The organism is Paenibacillus sp. HW567 (assembly GCF_000374185.1).
Taxonomy (GTDB): Bacteria; Bacillota; Bacilli; order Paenibacillales; family Paenibacillaceae; genus Paenibacillus_AQ.
The window spans coordinates 222,667-243,215 of record NZ_KB910518.1 but is presented as its reverse complement, the minus strand read 5'-3'; the positions used below and the strand labels follow the sequence as shown (position 1 = coordinate 243,215).

Annotated in this window: 13 protein-coding genes, 16 tRNA genes and 2 other annotated features; of the genes, 1 reads left to right on the top strand and 28 read right to left on the bottom strand. The window is 48.7% G+C overall.

Annotation, left to right across the window (positions count from 1 at the left end):
• Positions 1-215 precede the first annotated feature (215 nt).
• The 12 genes from B212_RS0101325 to B212_RS0101265 form a co-directional block, all read right to left on the bottom strand.
• Positions 216-860: a response regulator gene (locus B212_RS0101325; RefSeq protein ID WP_028530537.1), complete on the bottom strand. Its 645-nt coding sequence runs from the start codon at positions 858-860 to the stop codon at positions 216-218.
• Positions 861-890: 30 nt separating this feature from the next.
• On the bottom strand, positions 891-2,042 hold the full coding sequence (locus B212_RS0101320; protein WP_019908451.1) for a sensor histidine kinase: 1,152 nt from the start codon (positions 2,040-2,042) through the stop codon (positions 891-893).
• A 305-nt stretch (positions 2,043-2,347) separates the two neighbouring features.
• Positions 2,348-2,869, bottom strand: a complete 522-nt coding sequence (locus B212_RS0101315) for a GNAT family N-acetyltransferase (RefSeq protein WP_019908450.1) — start codon at positions 2,867-2,869, stop codon at positions 2,348-2,350.
• A complete protein-coding gene (locus tag B212_RS0101310) occupies positions 2,866-4,074 on the bottom strand; it encodes a Gfo/Idh/MocA family oxidoreductase (RefSeq protein ID WP_019908448.1) in 1,209 nt (402 codons plus the stop codon). The genes B212_RS0101315 and B212_RS0101310 overlap by 4 nt, the downstream gene beginning before the upstream one ends.
• Positions 4,071-4,895 (bottom strand): metallophosphoesterase family protein, encoded by an 825-nt coding sequence (locus B212_RS30495; protein ID WP_019908447.1) that lies wholly within the window; start codon positions 4,893-4,895, stop codon positions 4,071-4,073. Before B212_RS30495 ends, B212_RS0101310 begins: the two co-directional genes overlap by 4 nt.
• A 12-nt stretch (positions 4,896-4,907) precedes the next feature.
• The gene (locus B212_RS0101300; protein ID WP_019908446.1) at positions 4,908-5,807 is read right to left on the bottom strand and encodes an ABC transporter permease subunit; all 900 of its coding nucleotides are present in this window, start codon (positions 5,805-5,807) and stop codon (positions 4,908-4,910) included.
• A 21-nt stretch (positions 5,808-5,828) separates the two neighbouring features.
• Positions 5,829-6,719 (bottom strand): carbohydrate ABC transporter permease, encoded by an 891-nt coding sequence (locus B212_RS0101295; protein ID WP_019908445.1) that lies wholly within the window; start codon positions 6,717-6,719, stop codon positions 5,829-5,831.
• Between the two features lie 234 nt (positions 6,720-6,953).
• Complete coding sequence (locus B212_RS0101290; RefSeq protein WP_019908444.1) at positions 6,954-8,339, bottom strand: ABC transporter substrate-binding protein; 1,386 nt, start codon at positions 8,337-8,339, stop codon at positions 6,954-6,956.
• A 259-nt stretch (positions 8,340-8,598) separates the two neighbouring features.
• Positions 8,599-9,465: a DUF6923 family protein gene (locus B212_RS32910; RefSeq protein WP_019908443.1), complete on the bottom strand. Its 867-nt coding sequence runs from the start codon at positions 9,463-9,465 to the stop codon at positions 8,599-8,601.
• 181 nt (positions 9,466-9,646) lie between these two features.
• Complete coding sequence (locus tag B212_RS30485) at positions 9,647-10,498, bottom strand: helix-turn-helix domain-containing protein (RefSeq protein ID WP_019908441.1); 852 nt, start codon at positions 10,496-10,498, stop codon at positions 9,647-9,649.
• Positions 10,499-10,669: 171 nt separating this feature from the next.
• A complete protein-coding gene (locus tag B212_RS0101270; protein WP_019908439.1) occupies positions 10,670-14,179 on the bottom strand; it encodes an alpha-amylase family glycosyl hydrolase in 3,510 nt (1,169 codons plus the stop codon).
• A gap of 550 nt (positions 14,180-14,729) precedes the next feature.
• On the bottom strand, positions 14,730-15,482 hold the full coding sequence (locus B212_RS0101265; RefSeq protein WP_019908438.1) for a helix-turn-helix domain-containing protein: 753 nt from the start codon (positions 15,480-15,482) through the stop codon (positions 14,730-14,732).
• Positions 15,483-15,591: 109 nt separating this feature from the next.
• On the opposite strand from B212_RS0101265, the gene B212_RS0101260 reads away from it, so the two are divergent.
• A complete protein-coding gene (locus B212_RS0101260) occupies positions 15,592-17,880 on the top strand; it encodes a glycoside hydrolase family 65 protein (RefSeq protein WP_019908437.1) in 2,289 nt (762 codons plus the stop codon).
• Between the two features lie 74 nt (positions 17,881-17,954).
• Here B212_RS0101260 and B212_RS0101255 read toward each other — a convergent pair.
• The 16 genes from B212_RS0101255 to B212_RS0101180 all read right to left on the bottom strand — a co-directional run bounded on the left by B212_RS0101255 (position 17,955) and on the right by B212_RS0101180 (position 19,661).
• Positions 17,955-18,033 (bottom strand) — tRNA-Leu (locus tag B212_RS0101255).
• Between the two features lie 36 nt (positions 18,034-18,069).
• A tRNA-Cys gene (locus B212_RS0101250) sits at positions 18,070-18,143 on the bottom strand.
• A gap of 8 nt (positions 18,144-18,151) precedes the next feature.
• Positions 18,152-18,226 (bottom strand) — tRNA-Gly (locus tag B212_RS0101245).
• Positions 18,227-18,231: 5 nt separating this feature from the next.
• Positions 18,232-18,306 (bottom strand) — tRNA-Gln (locus B212_RS0101240).
• Between the two features lie 19 nt (positions 18,307-18,325).
• Positions 18,326-18,401: transfer RNA gene (locus tag B212_RS0101235), tRNA-His, on the bottom strand.
• 48 nt (positions 18,402-18,449) lie between these two features.
• Positions 18,450-18,525 (bottom strand) — tRNA-His (locus tag B212_RS0101230).
• Between the two features lie 23 nt (positions 18,526-18,548).
• Positions 18,549-18,622: transfer RNA gene (locus B212_RS0101225), tRNA-Trp, on the bottom strand.
• A 5-nt stretch (positions 18,623-18,627) separates the two neighbouring features.
• Positions 18,628-18,713 (bottom strand) — tRNA-Tyr (locus B212_RS0101220).
• A gap of 5 nt (positions 18,714-18,718) precedes the next feature.
• Positions 18,719-18,794, bottom strand: a tRNA-Thr gene (locus B212_RS0101215).
• A 20-nt stretch (positions 18,795-18,814) separates the two neighbouring features.
• Positions 18,815-18,890, bottom strand: a tRNA-Phe gene (locus B212_RS0101210).
• Positions 18,891-19,028: 138 nt separating this feature from the next.
• Positions 19,029-19,106: transfer RNA gene (locus B212_RS0101205), tRNA-Asp, on the bottom strand.
• Between the two features lie 4 nt (positions 19,107-19,110).
• Positions 19,111-19,187 (bottom strand) — tRNA-Met (locus B212_RS0101200).
• A gap of 80 nt (positions 19,188-19,267) precedes the next feature.
• A tRNA-Val gene (locus B212_RS0101195) sits at positions 19,268-19,343 on the bottom strand.
• A 56-nt stretch (positions 19,344-19,399) separates the two neighbouring features.
• Positions 19,400-19,474 (bottom strand) — tRNA-Glu (locus B212_RS0101190).
• 15 nt (positions 19,475-19,489) lie between these two features.
• Positions 19,490-19,582, bottom strand: a tRNA-Ser gene (locus B212_RS0101185).
• 3 nt (positions 19,583-19,585) lie between these two features.
• Positions 19,586-19,661: transfer RNA gene (locus B212_RS0101180), tRNA-Asn, on the bottom strand.
• 76 nt (positions 19,662-19,737) lie between these two features.
• Positions 19,738-19,991, bottom strand: a sequence feature (23S ribosomal RNA rRNA prediction is too short).
• Positions 19,992-20,006: 15 nt separating this feature from the next.
• Positions 20,007-20,549: a sequence feature (23S ribosomal RNA rRNA prediction is too short), on the bottom strand.

Here is a 20,549-nt window from a genome sequence, read left to right as displayed (position 1 = left end):
ATTCATTCTAACTCCACATCCATTTTCAAAAAATTTACTATAGTACTTAATCTGAGTAGTACTTTAGTTATCAATTCGATAATTACTTTAGTCATATGGAGACAAAAAAAATATGCCGCCCGGAGTCTGTAGTCTGTGCAACAGACTGACTGTCGGGACGGCATAGCGTAAGCGAGATTGCTGTAGTTGAGGAGATAAATTATATGAGGGGAGAATTACAGTGATTTTTGCAGGCATAAGGTTAATTCCGTTCTATTCTTCAGCTCAAGTTTTTCCAGCATCCGCGAGACATAATTTTTCACAGTGCCTTCCGTAATAAATAAGTCGCTGCTGATCTCTTTATTACTTTTGCCTTCCATGATGCACTTGGCAACTTCAAGCTCACGCGGCGTAAGCAACTGCAGAATCGGCTCATTTTTTGCGATCTCTGCACCAGTATGCTTCACAGAATTCAGTGCGTTTACTACTTCCCGTGTAATCTTGGGATTTAATAAGATGTTCCCCTCACAAGCGGTTTTAATAGAATAAATAATCTCCTGGGAGCCCGAATCTTTAAGAATATATCCATCTGCCCCATTCTTAAGGCCTGTAAAAATATACTCACTGTCATTAAAAGTGGTAAGAATGATAACCTTGATCTCAGGGTATTTGGCTTTCATTAATTTGGTAGCTTCGATTCCGTTCATTACCGGCATTTTTATATCCATTAGAACAACCTCAGGGGAAGTGTATTTGAGAAGCTCCAATGCTTCTTCTCCATTGGATGCTTCTCCGATAACATTGATCTCCTCGTGAAGGCTAAGAATCATTTTCAAGCCTTCCCGGACAATTTGCTGATCGTCCACTATAATAATTTTCACCATACAGGTGCCTCCTTCTTAACATCGAAATCAACAAAAAATTTTAGGAATACTGGCCTCAACTCTAAATCCTGAAGATATGCTTGAACAAAAATCAACCGTTCCCCCCAGGGCTGTGATCCTCTTTTCCATTCCTTGAATTCCCTTCGACTTAATAATCTCCGTACAAGCTGCCCCATTATTATGAATGAGCACTGAGATTTGATCGGATAATTTATGAATTTCAATGGAGAAATGTGTGGCCTCCCCATGCTTAATGCCATTCGTGATAGACTCCTGCACAGTTTTGTAAATACAATTTTTGATATCAGAATCCACATATTCAATATCTACATCCATATTCAGTTCGAATTGAATTTTATTCGTTTCAAGGAAGTTATCAAAGATCTCATGAAGGGACTGCAGAAGTTTCTTAGAAGATTGATCCTCCGCCAGAAGAGCTACCGTTTTCCGAAGGTCGATAATACACTCCTTGGTAAGCTCATGAGATTTGTTCAGCGCTAACTTTGCCTTACCTGGCTCCACATCCACAATTGTACTGGCATATTCCAGATTCATATTTAAGGCTATCAGATAATGTCCAAGCGAATCGTGAAGCTCTTGGGCGATCCTCGTTCTTTCTTTGGAGATGGTCAGCTCCTGAATCTTATCCGAGTACTCCTGCAATGTGGTATTGGCAATGAGTAATTCTTGATTTAGTTCTTGGGTTCTTGCTTTCTCAATCAATACATTCCGGAACAGGTAGACGATGGCGATAATTATTAAGTATGAAGACAAAATATCCTTAAGTGTAGTATGATCTGCTATCAGCGAAACCGTAAAAATAGCAAAGTGTAAGCATAATACATACATAGGAATTTTTTTTGTGCTCACAATGATTTCAACAAGTAAAATAATAATGTAAATTTGTGAGCCTATGCAGTAAACCTTAAACAGCAAAAAACCAGCTAAAATATTGGCGACGATAAAAGATACATACCACAGCACCTTAGACTGATTCTGAAACTTGCCTCTGATAAAATCATTTCCGAGCAATAATACAGCAACAAGGGATAGAAATACAATTGCTTGAGAATCCTCAGAGTACTTTCCAAGAATGGTGGTGAATATGGAAAACATAGAGAACCCTTTGATGATTTTTTGCACAACCATTCTACTATCCACTGTGTACAGGTCCTTCATGATCTATACCCTCTTACTGAAGTTGGAGTTTTAACCCATAATAGGATTTATCTATCCTGAAATAACGATGTCCGAACAGAGGACATTGTTATGGAAGCCTCGAATTTGGCGAAGCCAAATTGAGGGTCTTCTATGAAATTTCATCGTCTGAAGTGCCGCGAAAGAGCGGCATGGATGTCTACACTATAGCATAAATTTATAAGCCCATAGAAGCCCATAGAAGCCTATAGAAGCTTGTACAGGGGTAGTGCTCCCCTTCATATCCAAGCTTCCATAGGCTTTTTTATTGTGGTGTTTCCCTTTGATTAGGATTTCAATTGTGACAATATATGAATCCACCGCGCTGGGTGATCCTTCTCTGCGTAGACGGGATGAAAACCTAATTTTTGATAAATCCGAATTGCGGCAAGCCGGAAGTCGTCCGTCTCCAGCATCGCCTCCTGTTTGCCCTCTTCCCTCATCCGGTGCAGCGCAGCCAATGCGACAGCATACCCAAGCCCCTTGCCCGAATGCCCCGGCATTGCGCCGACCATATGCAAATATCCACACCGCGAATCGCCTTCCGGCTTCTCCCACGCAACCGCCGTAGCGACGGCAAGACCTTCGCGGCAGAGAAACAGAATCTTCTCCGGCTGAAACGGCGGCTCAAATCCGATTTTGTCGCCGAACGCTATTTCTCTGGCGAACGAAATCCGAACCAGTTGTTCCCATTCGGTCACGTCCACAGGCTGAAATGACCTCAAGCTGTATCCTTCCGGTATAATGAGCTGCGGCAGCTCTGCCAGCGACTCCTTCTTCATGACCAGCTTGGAGTGCCCGTCCCTCATCTGGCGAACCCTCTTCCTGCTTTGAAATCGGGAAAAGCGACCGGATTCCCGCCTGCCTGTACAGATGCCATAGAGAGGAAGAAGACTGCGCTCCAGGTAACTGCATCGTATACATCTACCAATGGGGTCCGGTCCTCCTGTATCGCCGAGATGAACTCTTCGAGCACAAGGAAATCTCCTCCGCCATGCTTCGTACCGGCGGCAAAGGTTCCCCATTGCTTCCATTTCGGATGATCGTACTCCGGCTGGTAGCTGGACATCGGCTCCCACATTTCCGTTCCGCTCTCTCCGTCCAGCGGCGAGCGGTCCTGCAGCCAGATCAAATCATCTTCATTCGGATGCCGCGCCGATAAATAAGCTCCCTTAGTCCCTTGCAGCATATACTGCGTTTTGTTATGCGGCCGGACAGAGGTCCAATCCACACGGATCGTGATCAGCACGCCATTCTCCGTCATCAGGGCCGCTACAGCAGAATCGCCTTGCCGCCAGAAGCCTTCACGGGACGCCGGATGGTCCTTGCCATAGTGCCCGCTGAAATATTCCTGCAGTGCTCTCGATTTGGAGACATGGGTGGAAATACTCTTCAGCCGATCCCCGCCGGGCTTGTTAATATCAATCCACTGGGCGGCGGGACCGATAGAATGAGTGGGATAGTTGACCCCGTTATAATTTTGGTGAAGGTGGCCGCGCCAGGTAAGCGAGCCGTCCGGGTGGTGAATCAAATGGCGCAGATCGTGAATGTATCCTCCCTCTACATGGGTGATCTCGCCGAACAAGCCTTGCTCTGTCATATGCTTCACCATTAAATTTGACCTGGAGAAACAATAATTTTCCGACATCATATATTTCAGCCCGGTACGCTCCACAGTCTCGACCAATTCCCAGGCTTCTTCAAGCGATTGAACGGCAATAACCTCACTTAATACATGTTTTCCTGCGTTTAAGGCCTCTATGGAATGACGGGCGTGCAAGTGCATGGGACTGATTACGAATACAGCATCAATTGAAGAATCCTGCAGCATATGGGAATAGTCATGATAGGTGCGGATTTCAGGAAATATCTCCTTCCACTGGTTCAGCACCAGCTCGTTCAAATCGCAGGTCGCCGTGAGGTCAATCCTATCGGACATGGCCTGCAAAGCGTTCAGAAAGCTCGCTCCCCGGTTGCCTCCCACAATGGCCAGTCTGACACGCTTTCGGGTCATGCGCTTCCCTCCTCTATCGCTTCTTCTTCCACATACGGCCGGGGATCGTAGTCATACATGCTTTTGACAAAAATCTCCGCCAGTTCCCTGTACTGGGCAGCACATAACTGCACAGTTTCAATGCGGATATCTTCGCCCTGCAGATTGATGACCGTAGCCTCAGGAGCATCGGGCACTGCCGTAGTTTGTACGAAGCTCCAACTTCCCCGCCGGATCATGGAACGGACATGATTATGGCCGCTGAAGAAAATTCCCGGTCCTTGATGCTTATCGAGAATAGACAATAAATCCAGATCCGGCTCAAGAGACATCATAGGTTCTGTCGACCTGGCGGTTGTGTTATAAACCGGATGATGCGCGAATACGAGAAGCGGTTTATGTCCATATTGCGTCATCTGGCTGCGGAGCCATTCGAGCTGATCTTCATCAATAGCGCCGCTCCAGTCTTCGGGAGTTTCCCGGGCTGTATCCAGCAAGAGAATAACGGCTTCAGCCTCTTCGATAGCCATATACCGGGGCTGGCCCGTTAAATTCTGAATATCCGTCTTGGAGCAGGCGTGTGTATCATGGTTGCCCAAGACATACAGGAAGCGGCCGGGGCTGTCCGGAAGTGCTTGTTCTACATTTTGCATAATGAATTTGAACTCAGAAGCCGAACCGGCATGAGTGAGATCGCCGACAGAGATATAATAGTCAGCCTCCGCTGCCAGAAACTCTTGTAAATATTGTCCAAAAAAAGTATCCCTTGCTTCATTCATCCTGTCATCGGCATCGACCAGTTCTCCCGGATAATGCAAATCGCCCATAATCATCAGTTTCATTAAGAATCCCCCTTACCCTTTAATACCGGCATGCATAAAACTGCTGATAAATTGCCGCTCAAACAGCAAAAATCCAACGATCATAGGTGTGGTCACAATCAAGGTGGCTGCGCTGACATCCGTCCACTGCGCTCCCGCCTCCGTTGATTTGGCAAACATGGCCAGCCCCACTGTCAGCAGGCGGTTCTCCGGTGAATTCGTTACAATAAGCGGCCACAGAAAGTCATTCCAATGGAAGCTGATGGATACTATTGCGAACGAGAGATACACCGGTCTCGCCAAGGGCATATAAATACGGAACAGCATACCCAGCGTTGAGCAGCCTTCCATCCGGGCCGCCTCCTCCAGTTCATTTGGAAGCTGTTTGAATGCCTGACGAAGCAGAAACACCCCAAAAGCCGAAGCAAAATAAGGAAGCATAATACCAATTTTCGTATCCAGGAGGCCCATCTCATTGATAATCTGGTAATTGGAGAAAATGAGCACATCCTGCGGAACCATAATCTGTACAAGAAACAGCATGAACACAACGTTTCGTCCGGCAAAGGGCACACGGGCAAACGCAAAGGCAGCCAGCGTCAGTGTAAAAATCTGCACCGCGAATATTCCTGTGGTCACAAGCAGCGTATTCCAGAAGTACTGCCCAAACGGTGCGCTTTGCCATACATGTATGAAATTATCGAATGTGAAAGTCCAGGACCAGCCCGCCCCAATCGAGGTCCCTTTTGGTAAAAAAGCGTTGCGCAGCACCCACAGCAGCGGAATCAGCCATGCAGCCGCACACCCCAGCATGACCGTCTGCCACAGCACAGTTCCGGTCATCCGGCGGCGCGCCGGCTGAAGCCTCTGTGCTCTTCTCTTCCGCTCACGCTGCTGATTCGCAGGCAGGAGGAGTTCTGCAGAATTTTTCATGTTACCCATCTCCTCCTTAGGTTACTGGTAATGAATCTTGCGTTCCCATCCGGCAAATTGCAGGCAGGATATAATAAGCAGCAGGACAATCATCACAACAGTCATCGCTGCCGCCATTCCTTCATCATTGAAATTGAACGTTGTCTCATAAATGTAATACAGCAGCAGGCTGCTCGCATGATCCGGCCCGCCCTTGGTCATGATCCAGAGATGGTCAACCCACTTGAAGGCGTTCGTAACTGCCACAACCGCGACAAATAACGTAGTGGGCATTGTGAGCGGCAGCGTAATTTTCCAGTGCTGCGCCCATGTCCCGATTCCGTCTACCGAGGCCGATTCATAAAGATCCTTGGGAATTTGCTGCAGCCCGGCCAGGTAAAATATCATGAAATAACCGGCTTCCTTCCAAATGGTCATTACCACCAGAGACCCAAGCACCGTATTGGGATTCCCAAGCAGGTTAACCTCACTGCCCGCAAACCAGGACGCTAACTGAGCAAATAAGCCGAATTGAGGCATATATAGGAACAGCCAGATGCTGGCTGCAGCAATCATCGGAATCATATTCGGGTAGAAAAAGGCAATGCGGATCAGCCCCCTTCCCCGGATTGCTTTATCCGCAAACAACGCCATCAGGAAGGCAAGCACCATAGAGACTGGTACCGTGCCAATGGCAAACCAGATATTATTCCGGAATACTTCAGCAAAAACCGGATCATGCAGCAACGCCTTATAGTTATCCAAGCCTACGAATACGGGGCTGCGGACAGCCAAATTTTGCTCAAAAAGACTGAGCCATGCTGATTTGAGCATCGGATAATAAGTGAACATACACAGAAATAACAGTGAAGGCAATACAAGCCCCCAGCCGAGTCCGTTCCGCCTAAGCTTTTTGCCCCATTGGATATTCATGCAGGTGTTCTCCTCCTTATAGCCTCTATCTATGAGCCGGGCTTGCATGTACAGAAATACCGGCGGGAGGCTCTGTACAAGCGCATCCCGCCGGGCCAAGTAGAAACGGCTACGCCGTCCTCTGGCAGAGGCGGCATCCGTTTCAGCGAGAAATAGAAGGATGATTAATAGCGTGAAACATATACATCCTTATATTTCCAGAAATCGAAGCCCTGCAATTTAGCCGCAGCGGCCTTATTTGTTAAATGGGGCCAGTGCGCGGTCTGCTTCCTCCTGCGCCTGCTTCAGTGCGCCCGCTGCATCTACCTTACCCGCAAGTGCCGATTGAATCTGGTTCGTCAGCGCCGAAGACACCTTGCCGTGATTGTGCGTTGAGAGCTCACGGAACGCATATTGCAATTGATCGCGTGCTACAAGAGCTTGCGGGAAGCTCTCGGTGTAGCTCTTCATCGCTGCTGTATCATAAGCGGATTTGCGCACTCCGACATAACCGGAAGAGGAGCTGAATAATGCGGCCTGCTCCGGTGCCGTCATGTATTTAACAAATTCCCAGGCGGCCGCCTGCTTCTCAGGACTCGTATCCTTGAAGATATACAGGTTGCCCCCGCCCGTAGGTGAGCCGTATTGCTTTTTGGCCGGAGAAAAAGCTACCCCGAAATCGAATTTTGCATTATTCTTCACATTCGTCAGATTACCGCTGGTGTGCATCATCATCGCTGTTTTGCCTGCAATGAAGTCGGTCGGCGTAGCCGCCCAATCAATGACACCTTCCGGCATGGCCTTATACTTATGCGACAGATCAAGCCAGAACTGCAGGGCCTCAACGTTCTCCGGTGTATTAAAGTTTGCCTTCTTGCCATCGTCCCCCATAATACTCTGCTTCGGATCGCTCGCAATCTGGCGGGCCAACATCTGGAACATCCAATAAGAATCATCATTGCCCGGAATCTCCAGTCCTGCATGCCCGTCCCGGTTCAGCTTCTGCGCATACTGCACCAGTTCATCCCAATTTGTAGGCGGTTTGTTCGGATCGAGACCGGCAGCCTTGAACATATCCTTGTTGTAGTACAGAATAATTGTACTCCGCTGGAATGGGACGCTATACGTATGTCCATCAGCTTGCGTATCTTCCACGAAGGCGGGATAGAAATCATCTTTTTGATAATCCGCATCCTTCGCAATGAAATCATCCAGCGGAATAATCGCGTTCATGTCCAGCATGCTGTACAGCTCGGTAGACATCATTACCGCCACATCCGGCGGCTGCTTGGCCTGCACTCCGGCTTGAATCTTAACCGTATTGTCACCGTAATTCCCCGTGTAGACCGGCTTGACCTTAATGTCAGGGAACTTTGCCATGAAGGAATCCGCCATACCGTCGATAACCTTTGTGAGCGGCCCTCCTACATTTACCGGATAATAAAAAGAGATTTCAACCGGCTCCTTGGCAGCCGGAGCAGCGCTTGCGGGAGCAGCGCTTGCCGGTGCCGCTAACTCTTCCGTGCCGGAACTCCCCCCGCTCCCCGCTGTACTGTTACTGTTGTTGTTTCCTTGTCCGCAGCCGGCCAGGACCAATGTGAAACCTAACGAAGCCAGCATGTATTTTCCATACTTCAACATGATTATCTCCCCTCTTTGAATGGAACCTTCTCTCTCTGCTATATAAGTTGAACATAATAAAATCATTAAAAAGGTAGGAGTGCGGAGGGGAAGTTTGGAACTGGAGGAGCGTTAGCGTCCGCCTTTGTCTGCGGATTTCCACCGCGAACAGCGGTATAAATCAAGAAATCTGCAGACAACAGCGGCCGGAAGTCCAAACATTCCCCGCAGTTACGACCATTACCCTAATATGAAAATCTAAGGTTCAACTTATATAGCATCAAGGCGCGTAGTGTCTGAAATTAATACTGATCCGGTTGGAGCCTACGTCAAGAATATGCAGAATGGCACCGTTTGAAGTGGGGAGTACTGCAATGCCCTGTGCTTCAGTGCTGCTTCCCAGGTTGCGGCTGAGCGCAAGTACAACTTCTCCCGTATCGGGGTTGATGCGGTAGACCGACTTTGTGGCGTCATCGCTAGAGGCATACAGGTAACCGTTGTACATCTCTGCACCCTGAATACGGTCAATAGTCTGACTGAGCGGAACAGTCTTAACCAGAGACATGTCGCTGAGATTAAATACATTCAATACCGGGGCATGACTCCACTGAGCGGTATAGACCTGATTGCGCGGGGCATCAACAGCTACCCAAGGCACACCTCCGGGATGAAGACTGAGCGGCAGCTCATAAGAAGTTCCGGTATAATCAAGAGTCTGTGAGTTAAAAAGTGCGATATAAGGATGCTCATATTTACTGCTGTCTTCAATTGGAGCATAGATTAAGCCGTTATAATAAGAGATGTCACCGATATGGTCGCCGCCCTTCAGCGCAATTGCTGATGGAATAGCTACCGCATTTCTGGCTTGTACGCTTTTCCCGTCCAGTGCTGTTTTGAGAAGGCCTAGCTGTGAATTGAATATCCAAGAGTTGCCGTCTGAGGTGACACCTTGTCCGCGCTCGAATGCATCAGTAAGCCAAAAGGTTGTCTTGGACACCTCATGCCACGACTCATTGACTCCCGCAGCCAGTTCTGCCGTTGCCGCCGCTTCATTAACGACCGGATCAGCCCATACCGCACCTGTAGTCAGTGAACCCATAACTATGGCTCCTGCGCAGACCAACCCTGACACTCTTTTCAGTTTCATTTTCTTGTCTCCTCCTGAATTTTTAGCCTGTCCCCATTGAATGAACATCCTTTAACAGAGACTTAGGCTCAGTTTTAGCTGGCGGTTCAACCTATTGCGTATTCGCCAAGCTTTAACCTAATTGTAGCTTCAGGGGGATACCCTCTCTTGAACAAAATGCGGTTTTTCTTGAACAAAACAATCATCTTGCAATAATTCTGTTAGCGGTTACCTCCTGCATATACTGCTTGGGAGTCATTCCGGTCAAGCGCTTGAACATTCTCGTGAAATGGCCCTGATCCGCAAATCCCGCACGGTCGGCAATCTCCCTCAGCCCATAATCCCCTTGGCAAATCAATGACTTGGAGCGTTCAATCCGCAGGCGAATTAAATAATGGTGCGGTGTATGTCCCGTCTGCTGCTTGAAGAGCCGGATATAATGGGATAAGCTCAGATTGGCCCGGTCAGCCAGCTCCTGTATCGAAAGCTCCTCTTCCAGTCTCTCTTTCATATATTCTATGGTTTGATGAATATCCTGATTGGCAGCAACTCTTGAAACCACCCGCCCCCTGCTGACCTCCGCATAATGACTGAGCAGATGAACCGCCAGCATATTGGCGAGGGAGTCGCTGTATAATTTTCCTTGTCTGCCCTCATTCTGCAGCTCTTCCAGCATCCACAGGCCGAGTTGAAGCAGCTTAGGATCTTTAACGTAAGACTTGCGTTCCAGCTCTATATAACCTTCCTTGAGAAACCCGGACTCCCGGGCAATACGCTCCAGATAAGCGGGAGGAATTTCAATCAGCAGAAAATATAACGAGGCCTTCCCCCAGGAAGACAGCACCGGTTCTCCTGCAGGAATAATATGAATGGTGTAATAATTCTCATAATATGCGGAGCAATGTATACCGATCAGATGCTTTGATTCGGACAAATTGGCAATTGCCTGCAGAGGGTTTGGCCATCTGGCCACCTGCAGCTTGTCCCAACCAAGCGCTTGACTTGAAAGTACGGGCTGGCGGTTCATTGAATATGCTGTTTCCGTCGTACTCATCCTATCACCCCTTTTCATTACGTTAACAATCCACTGTGCGAAAAGTATAAACGACAAGTAAAAGGGGTGGAACATATTGTAAAGGAGGCTGCATAATCAGCCCGAAAAAAATAAAACCCGTAAAAACCTTTGAAATCAAGGTTCTTACGGGTTTATGCCTATTGCCTGCGGTTACTTCAAATAAGTTCCCGTCTCTCCAATTCCGCCCTTGCCATTTAATACATACACTCTTGCATTTCCTTTGCCGGAGCAGGTTAATGTAATCGTGCCATTGTTAACGTACTTGGTATCGCCTGTGACCGCATCTACATAGGTTCCGTTCGGAATTCCGGTAAACGTAGCATTTCCCGAGATCGTAACAAGTGCGAAGCTGTCAATGCCTTTGGCACTGTCGGTATATCTTCTCTTAAAAGCCAGATTGCCGGATACATTTTCTGTAGAATACTGGCCTTTTTGCAAGGCTGGAACGGCTCTTCTGATTAAATTAAGCTGTCTGATATGCTTCGCCAAAGGATAATTCAGCGATTCCGCAAGCTGCCCGGTTGCATTTGTATATTTGCCGTAATCCTGAACCGTAACACTTCCTTCCATATGATCACCGAAGTAAGCGCGGCCTGTGGTGCTGAGCGGTGCGTTCGGGCCGGGATCAATGACTTTTCCCTTTTGGAATTCAATCTCTGAACCGTAGAAAATGGCGGGAATTCCCCGGAACGTGAACATCAGCGCCAGATTCTCCGCCCAGGTGTCCTGTGTCCCTGCGAATCTTTGATTTTCCGGAGCCTGGTCGGGTGCATAGTCATGAGAATCTACATAGGTGACATTCCAGGTAGCATCGTTATAGTATTGGTCGCCGCTTCTCATACCGAATGCTTCCTGTGCCGACTTAAAGGCCCAATGCATCGGAAAATCAATCACATCCAACCCCGATTTCATGGAATAGTCAGGCGCATGATAATTATTGCCGTTCAAAATGGCATTGTTCGAGGTTGGCTGTCCTGCTGTTGTCGAATTATCCGCCCACTCCTGCTCAACGGATGTTTTATTGGAAGCGTAGTCATTTTTACCGTCACCAGGGTATGACTTGGAGCTCTTCCAGGTATAGAACGGGGTTGAGATTGCCGGAATCCCGCTGTTCCATACATCTCTGTACCGGGTAGCCACTTCACCAAAGATGTAGAAATCAGAGCCTCCTCTAGCCTTCCAGGATGGAATAAAATATTTATTGAAAATATACCGGCTCACATGCTTCACTGTATCGACGCGGAAGGCATCCACACCCATGTCAATATACTGGTTATAAGTGTTGATTAAATATTGATCCACTACAGGATTTTCCGTGTTCAGGTCAACACAGTCTCCGGCGATCTGCCCTGTCTGTACCGTGTAAGATTCCCAGGACAAGCTTTTCTCTGTATGGTACATGTTATTATTGGTGCCTTCAGTCTTCATTAGGGCAAGTCTTGCCTGATACTGCTGATCGGGTGTCATGGAATCATAGTTTGCCGGCAGCTTATCTGTTAATTTGATCAAATTATTCACGGTGTCCGCCTTGGTGGTATCCTTCTTGAACATAGGGAACAGATTCTCTTCACCAAAATTACCCGTGTGATTGACGACGATATCCTGAATAATCTTCAGTCCTTTGGCATGCGCCGCATTGATCAAATCCTGATAAGATGCTCCTGCCGATTCATATCTTGGGTCTACTTTGGCAAAATTGATTGCGTGGTAGCCATGGTAGTCATACCCGCTCGCATTCTGCACAACAGGCGTAATCCAGATGGCGCTGAAGCCAAGAGCTTTGATGTAGTCCAGCTTCTGGATCAGCCCCTTGAAATCCCCTCGCCAAGCCGGGTCAGAATCCGGATTTCCCGCCTTCGCATCATCCCATGCGTGTACGTTGTTGCCCGGATCACCATCATAGAACCGGGAGGTGATTACGAAGTAAATAGTGTCCTCGCGAAAATCGCCCGATTTTCCAATGTTGTACACAAAGCTCTGCGTAGTTTGATTCCCGGCACCGTCTACCACAAGAAATTTCAGGGTTGTGGTCTTGGAAATGAGAATGGACGGTCCAGCCAGGCCCGCCAATGCATTGCCGGAGATATAAAGCTTGGAGCTTGCCGAGGGTTCCGTACCGTCATCCGTGTAGTAGGCTTTAGTTGTTGCCGCTTTGTTGTCTTTAATGTTAAAAGATACAGTAACCGCCGAATCCGAATGCCCGACAGGCAGATTGGCCGTGATGGTTGGCGCCTGCAAATCAGCATTCAGATCAATGACATAAGCGAAAGAAGCGATGCTTCCAGCTTGACCTAGTGAGTTGACACCTAAGGCCTTGATCGTTAAAGAGGACGCAACCTGAACTGGAGCAGTATATAAAGCCGATGAAGCTGTAGGCGTCGAGCCGTCTGTTGTATAGTAGATTTTATCGCTGCTGTTGCTGCTAGACAGCGTTACTGTCTGGGCAGAATCATAGGTTTTCGGTACAGGAGCGGCAGAAATCACCGGAATTTTTGGGGTTTCCGGGTTGGCATCATACCACACGTTATCTGTGTAATACCAGCCCTCCTTCACGCTGCGGGACAAATCCGCCGTCTGCTTGCCGGTGCCATCATTAAAGATAAGGCTTGCGCCCGTGGCTCCAGTAATAGTATAGCTATACCAGTCATTTCCGTCCGCATTCATCAGAATCCCCGGCCACGCTCCGCTTACAGGAACTGTTGCAGGGCTCAAATTCCAATAATGGATTCGCAGCGCCGAATTCCATCCCGAAGGCCTCTTAACGTGAACCGTTACCCCCGTGGACGTCGGAGTAGGCGTTACTGTTGGTGATGCTGTTGGCGTTGGAGTTGGCGTTGGTGTCGGTGTTGGCGTTGGTGTCGGTGTTGGCGGTGGTGTCGGTGTTGCTGTTGGTGTGGCTGTGGCTGTCGGTGTTGGCGTTGGTGTGGCTGTCGGCGTAGTCCCCAGCGCGATCTTGATGTAATCAATATTGATATTTCCGCTGTCGGTTGGATCATATTTGTATGCAATTGTATTATTACCCGCCAGCAGGGAGAGCGGTTCTGTCTGGTCGCCCCATGTATCCCAATTGGCCAAGCTTGCGAGAGCAGTCTGCTTCACCTTTGTTCCGTTAACGTAAATAGATACGTTTTTGGCGCTTCCGGTGGCATTTGCGTAATGAAGAGTGGCGTTATAGGCAGCCGAAACAGAAGCCTGAACGGTGAAAGTGGTAGCTGCTCCGCTGGCTGTGTACCCGTCAACAAACCCGGTTCCCGAATATCCGGTGTGATCCGTATTTATTTTCGCCCCACCCGATAGGGCTGCGCTCTCAGCTTCATATTTTCCGGCAACCGGAATAACGGCTGTCCAATTCTTGCCGCCATTGTTGTCCCAACTGTCTGTAGGCGCTGTGATGTGATAACAATAAATTAATGCGGCGCCCTCAGGGACATTGATATTTGCCGTAAATGTGGTCCCCGACTTCGACATCGGAGTGTCTGTAACACTGGTCCAATTCGTAGTACTCCAATGCAGTGTCACTGCCGTTGCTGTGGAATTTGTATAGGTGACTGTATAATCAATATTGCTGGCAGATGCCCCGCCGGATAAACCAAACAAGCTGCAAATTAACGCAAAAATAACCATCCATGAAATAAAAGACCTACTTTTTTGCCGTTCCAATCAAACAACCTCCCCGTGAAATTTTCAAATCCGATTTGCGCAAACGTTTGCATTTAAAGGAAAAAAAATATGCTCCACCTACATTGTTCATTTCTCACCCCCTGAATTTTAAAAAGGAAAACATCATTGTATGCGTTTACAAATATAGTTTTCATAAAGCGTCATTAACCCGTATCCAGCCAATGAGTTTTTCCTTTTATGATTATAATCTCCAATCTTTTACTGGTCAATGATAAACTTTTCCTAGAATACTCCTTGAAATCTATCCTGAAATCACGATGTCCGAACAGAGCATATTGTTATGGAAGCCAAATTGAGGACCTTCTATGAAATTTCATCGTCTGAAGTGCCGCGAAAGAGCGGCATGGATGTCTACTGTGCCAGCCCATAAGCACCTTCCTTAGTGAAACCCGGTTCGACCACCCGTGACGGAACAAAAGAAAGACCCGCCTTCTTCAAGCAACATTACAGGCTTTCCCATCCTTTTTTTATTTTTCCATGTATCTCATCTGGTCTTCACTATAATAAGCAGGAGACAACAATGCTCTAATCAACCGCGCTCCTTGCGGTACTGTCCGGGTGTTTTTCCTGTGTATTGCTTGAACAATTGCGTATAGTAGCTTTGCGTGCAAAATTTAAACATCAGCGAAATGTCGGAAATAGACTGACTGCTGTGAATCAGAATGGACTTGGATTCTTCGATTTTCCGGCGGTTAATGAATTCGGTAAGGGGCATCCCCATCTCGCGCTTGAAACGGTCCGAAAGATAACACGGGTGAACGCCGACATGCGCGGCAATCCTCCCCAGCGTCAATTCCCGGCAAATATGCTCGCGGATAAAATAAATGGACAAATTCACAATGTGCGAATAGTGCAGCGCCTCCTTCTCTCTTTTCATAACAGCTATGAACTGCAGCACCATCTCATATTCAAAAAGAAGCAGCCTTTCGAGGTCGTCCGTGTTCTCAATGTCACGAATGACTGTATCACTCAGTTGAAAAGCCATCTCCGGGTTCACGCCGCCGCGGATAATTGCCCTTGTGAACAAGGTGCAGGTGGCAATCATGGCGTTCTTCTTGGAACGAAGCGGATAGCGGGCCAGCGTAGCCGCCTCCAGCGCATTAATCTTGCGCAAAGCCTTCATCGCCCGGGACTCATCGCCAATCCGGATCGCTTCCAGCAGCTCATGCTCGTAATCCAGAGGCGGATGAACAAACTCTCTGCTGAGGTCCTGCGATCGTGTAGACCAATAAGATGGTACTCCGAAATGAGGGGCCCCTAATTCCTCTTCACCATCGACCATAATGATTCCCCCACCTAAAGAATTTGATAATAAGCTAAATAATTTAGTATAATCTTAAGCCTTTATATCCTACAATTCAATCCATAACGATCCAGGGGGAGATTAAGCGATGAGCTGGCGCATTTCGGGTAATGGGCTTTCGGCAGATACGCTGCTGAACCTTGAGAGTATTTTTGCATTAGGGAACGGTTACTTAGGCGTGCGCGGCAACTTCGAGGAAGGTTATGCGGACTCTGAGATTCAGAGTATCCGCGGCACGTATCTCAACGCTTTTCACGATGTAATCCGCATTCCATACGGCGAAAAGCTGTTTGCTTTCCCTGACACCCAGCAGAAGCTGGTTAACGGGATTGACGCTCAGGATGTGCGCATCTATATCGGGGAGGACGAGGAGCTTGTAACATTTACGGAAGAGAGCCTTCTGAGTTATGAGCGTATCCTGCATCTGGACAAAGGGTATTCAGAGCGCAGGGTGCACTGGAAATCACCAACCGGCAAAGAGCTGCAGCTTCGCTTTCGCAGGCTTGTATCTTTTACGCACAAAGAATTGTTTGTTATAGATATTCACATCGAGCCGGTCAATTTCACAGGCCGTATTAAGCTGGTATCACGGGTGAACGGCGATGTCAGCAATTACAGCAATCCGAATGATCCACGGGTCGCGGCCGGACATTCCAAACTTCTGTCTGTCGTAGCCTGTGGCGTACAAGGAGAATATCTGTATGTGGAAGATGAGACCTCCATATCGGCACTGCGCACCTGCTGTGTAACCCGGCATCACTGGGAAGGAAACTGGCAGGTCCATACACAGTCCGGTGCCACGGAAGGAACCGTTACGGCCACCGCAGAACTGTATGAACCGCTGCATCTGACCAAATGGAATATATATACAGATACTTTGCGTCATGAAGAGCGCTTGGTGGAACAAGGCATCGAACTTCAGCGAGCGCTTCAAGGGCTGTCGATGGATGATCTTTTGACAGAGCAGAAGGTCTATTTGCAGGATTTCTGGAAAAGATCTGATGTGGTGATTGAGAATGACCAATTGCTCCAGGAGGGAATCCGTTTCAACCTTTACCAGTTGCTGCAATCCGCAGGACAGGATGAACACAGTAATATTTCCGCCAAAGGCTTATCGGGTGAGGGCTACGAAGGGCATTATTTCTGGGATACAGAAATTTATATGCTCCCCGTATTCCTGATGACCTCCCCTAAGCGAGCCCGGCAGCTTCTGCTGTACCGGTATTCCAAGCTGGAGCAGGCCAGAAATCGGGCCAAGGAAATGGGTCATGCCCGGGGGGCACTGTTCCCGTGGCGGACGATCGCCGGGACAGAATGCTCCTCCTTCTTCCCGTCAGGCACGGCGCAATATCATATCAGCGCAGATGTGGCCTACAGCTATATCCAGTACTACCTGGCTGAAGAGGACCGTGAATTTCTGTTGAACTACGGGGCTGAAGTACTGTTTGAAACTGCCCGGCTATGGATGGAAATCGGTCATTACCACGAGGGCCAATTCCATATCGACGAGGTAACCGGGCCTGATGAATACACTTGCCTGGTGAATAACAATTACTATACCAATGTCATGGCCAGACATAATTTGAAATGGGCTGCGCTCAGCTTTGAAATCCTGCAGTGCTATCAAGATCAGGTTGCACAACAATTATTCTTCCAGCTTGGAGTTACCCCAGAAGAAGTAACCCTTTGGCGGCAGGCCTCTGAAGCCATGCTGCTTCCCTATGACCAGGAGCTAGGCATCAACCCGCAGGACGACACCTTCCTTCGCAAAGCGGTCTGGGATTTCAAAAATACACCCAAGGACCAATACCCGCTGCTGCTGCACTATCACCCGCTGACGCTATACCGTTACCAGGTATGCAAGCAGGCGGATACATTGCTGGCGCATTTTTTACTTGAGGATGAACAGACGGAGGAGACCATCCGGCATTCGTATGACTACTACGAAGCCATCACCACTCATGACTCCTCTCTATCATCTTGCATTTTCAGCATTATGGCCTCCAAAGTCGGCTATCACGACAAGGCTTACGAATACTTTATCGAGACGGCCCGGCTTGATCTGGACAATACACATGGCAACACCAAAGATGGCCTGCATATGGCCAACATGGGCGGAACCTGGATGGCAATAGTTTTCGGCTTTGCGGGGACGAGACTGAAAGAGAGCGGGTTGTCGCTGTCCCCGGCAATTCCGGCCGGATGGACAAAATATGCGTTTCGCCTGACCTTTCGCGGACGGCTGATCGCAGTCACAATCGGCGGTAAGGATGTCGAGCTGGAATTGCTGGAGGGCGACGCACTAACGTTGACTTTATACGGACAGCCGGTTGAGCTTTATCCAGAACACATTGCCAGACAGCTGTTAATCCAATAGCCATTAATTCAATAGTCAATACAAAAAAGACTTGTGAGATTGCTGAAGCAAATCTCACAAGTCTTTCATTGGTATACCGGCGAGAGGACTCGAACCTCCACGGTTTCCCACTCGATTTTGAGTCGAGCGCGTCTGCCATTCCGCCACGCCGGCATATCTCTTACGACAATAATAAGTTCCATTATAAAATGGAGGCGCCACCCAGATTCGAACTGGGGGTAGAGCTTTTGCAGAGCTGTGCCTTACCACTTGGCTATGGCGCCATAAAAAATGGAGCGGACGACGGGAATCGAACCCGCGACCCTCGCCTTGGCAAGGCGATGCTCTACCGCTGAGCCACGTCCGCATAAATGGCTGGGGATATAGGAATCGAACCTATGAATGACGGAGTCAAAGTCCGTTGCCTTACCGCTTGGCTAATCCCCAATATTCATTTTTAAAAAAATGGGGCGACTGATGGGTCTCGAACCCACGAATGCCGGAACCACAATCCGGTGCGTTAACCCCTTCGCCACAGTCGCCATATTAAGTTTTCTAATGCAGAGTAGAACCAATCATTTTAAAAGAAATGGGGCGGCCGATGGGTCTCGAACCCACGAATGCCGGAACCACAATCCGGTGCGTTAACCCCTTCGCCACGGCCGCCATATTAAGCTTTTAAAAAGGTTTGGCAGGGGCAGCAGGAATTGAACCCACACCAACGGTTTTGGAGACCGTTGTTCTACCTTTAAACTATGCCCCTAAAGATGGTGGAGGCTGATGGATTCGAACCACCGAACACGTACGTGAGCAGATTTACAGTCTGATGCGTTTGGCCACTTCGCTAAGCCTCCACGGATGGTGCCGGCGAGAGGACTTGAACCCCCAACCTACTGATTACAAGTCAGTTGCTCTACCAATTGAGCTACACCGGCATATTAAGTTGTAGAAAAAATGGTGGCGCGGGACGGAATCGAACCGCCGACACAAGGATTTTCAGTCCTTTGCTCTACCGACTGAGCTACCGAGCCATATAAGTTATTTGATTCAAATAATGGCGGAACAGGGCGGGATACTCTTCACTTCGTTACGAGATTGCGATGTAATTCTAACGAAGAATATGCTCCAACGAACCCTATGTGGGATTCTCATCCCTGAAGTAATACTGATGGCGGAACCGACGGGATTCGAACCCGCGATCTCCTGCGTGACAGGCAGGCATGTTAGGCCAACTACACCACGGTTCCATGTTGGTTGCGGGGGCAGGATTTGAACCTGCGGCCTTCGGGTTATGAGCCCGACGAGCTACCGGGCTGCTCCACCCCGCGTCAGTAATAATGTTTCCCTTGTAGGCCTGGGAAAGTACCCAGAATCCTCTGCGAAGCATCGCTTCACTTAGGGAATGTTATGGTGGAGGCTGAGGGGTTCGAACCCCCGACCCTCTGCTTGTAAGGCAGATGCTCTCCCAGCTGAGCTAAGCCTCCATAAATCAACAAATGTTATTTTACCAAATCCTGCACATCAAAATCAAGTGAAGAATTGGTGACCCGTATGGGATTCGAACCCATGTTACCTCCGTGAAAGGGAGGTGTCTTAACCCCTTGACCAACGGGCCTTGCTGTAAAAATAGTGGCGGAGAGAGAGGGATTCGAACCCTCGAGACGCTTGTGGCGCCTACACGATTTCCAATCGTGCTCCTTCGGCCAAACTCGGACACCTCTCCAGATGGCTCCCCGAACAGGACTCGAACCTGTGACAACTCGATTAACAGTCGAGTGCTCTACCAACTGAGCTATCAGGGAATATTCATTTCAAGCCTTGATCGCCTGAAAACTGAATCCGAAACGAAACCTGCGTTTTAGTTCTTTGGATAAGCCCTCGACCGATTAGTATTGGTCAGCTCCACACGTTACCGTGCTTCCACCTCCAACCTATCTACCTCGTCGTCTTCAAGGGGTCTTACATGCTGGGAAATCTCATCTTGAGGGGGGCTTCACGCTTAGATGCTTTCAGCGCTTATCCCGTCCGTACGTAGCTACCCAGCCATGCTCCTGGCGGAACAACTGGTGCACCAGCGGTACGTCCATCCCGGTCCTCTCGTACTAAGGACAGCTCCTCTCAAATTTCCTACGCCCACGACAGATAGGGACCGAACTGTCTCACGACGTTCTGAACCCAGCTCGCGTACCGCTTTAATGGGCGAACAGCCCAACCCTTGGGACCTACTTCAGCCCCAGGATGCGATGAGCCGACATCGAGGTGCCAAACCTCCCCGTCGATGTGGACTCTTGGGGGAGATAAGCCTGTTATCCCCAGGGTAGCTTTTATCCGTTGAGCGATGGCCCTTCCATGCGGTACCACCGGATCACTAAGTCCGACTTTCGTCCCTGCTCGACTTGTAGGTCTCGCAGTCAAGCTCCCTTTTGCCTTTGCACTCTGCGAATGATTTCCAACCATTCTGAGGGAACCTTTGAACGCCTCCGTTACTCTTTAGGAGGCGACCGCCCCAGTCAAACTGCCCGCCTGACACGGTCCCCGTACCCGTTTAGGGTACCAGGTTAGAACCTAGATACGATCAGGGTGGTATCCCAACGGCGCCTCCAGCGAAGCTTGCGCTCCACCTTCAACGGCTCCCACCTATCCTGTACAGATCGTACCCAAATTCAATATCAAGCTGCAGTAAAGCTCCA